Genomic DNA, 881 nt, shown 5'->3' on the forward strand with positions numbered 1-881 from the left:
GCAGGACGCCGCGGGCCGGGCGGAGCTTCGCCGGCCGCACGCGGTGCGGGCGGCGCAAGCCGACCTCTACGCCCTCGATGCGGGGGAGCGGGCGCCGGTCTCCGTCGGCCTGCTCTGCCGGCCGTCCGACCTCGACCACGTGTTGGCGGCGGTCGCGGCCCACGCGGCCTGGACCGACGACGTGGTCGTCCTGCTCGACGCGGCGGCTGCCTCGCCAAGCGCCGTGTCGGCCGAAGGGTTTCCGCATGATGCGGTCCGCGTGGCGGCCCGTCCGCTGGATGGCGATTTCGCCGCCCAGCGCAACGCCCTCCAGGATCTCGCCCACCATCCCTGGATGCTGCAGCTCGACGCGGACGAGACCCTTGATCTTGCAGTCGGCCGCCGCCTCCCGGCGCTTGCGGCCCTGGCGGAGGCGGGCGACGTGCTCTCGGTCGGGCTTGCGCGCCGCAACCGGGTCGACGGCCTGCTGTCGGACGTCTTCCCGGACGTGCAGTACCGGCTGAACCGCAAGGCCGTGCGCTATGAAGGCCGGGTGCACGAGCGGCCTGCCCTCGACGGCGGCTGGCCGCGAAGCCTCGTCGCGCTGCACGGGGCGATCGAGCACCACCTCGGCCGCGCGCATGTGCTGGCGCGCTCGCGCCGCTACGAGAGCCTCGCTCCCGGGCGCGGGCGACCCGAGGAAGAAGCGGCGCTGCTGCGCCCGTTTCGCGCGTAGCGCTCGCCTCCACACGTCCGCTTCAACGGGCCTGTCGCGATTGCGCCGAGGCAAGGGCGCGGGCGTAGAGGTCGAGGGTCTGGCGCGCCAAGCACTCGCGGGTGAAGCGGCCCGCCGCCGCGAGCGCGCGGGCGCGGTGGCGCAACTCCGCCTGCACGGCCTCCGG

General features: G+C 75.3%; 1 protein-coding gene. It reads left to right on the forward strand.

What is annotated here, in order from left to right:
* A partial coding sequence (locus tag FV222_RS27655; RefSeq protein WP_147816325.1) for a hypothetical protein occupies nt 1–715 on the forward strand: 715 nt, incomplete at its 5' end.
* Nucleotides 716–881 lie beyond the last annotated feature (166 nt).

Source organism: Methylobacterium sp. WL103 (assembly GCF_008039885.1).
GTDB lineage: Bacteria > Pseudomonadota > Alphaproteobacteria > Rhizobiales > Beijerinckiaceae > Methylobacterium > Methylobacterium cerastii.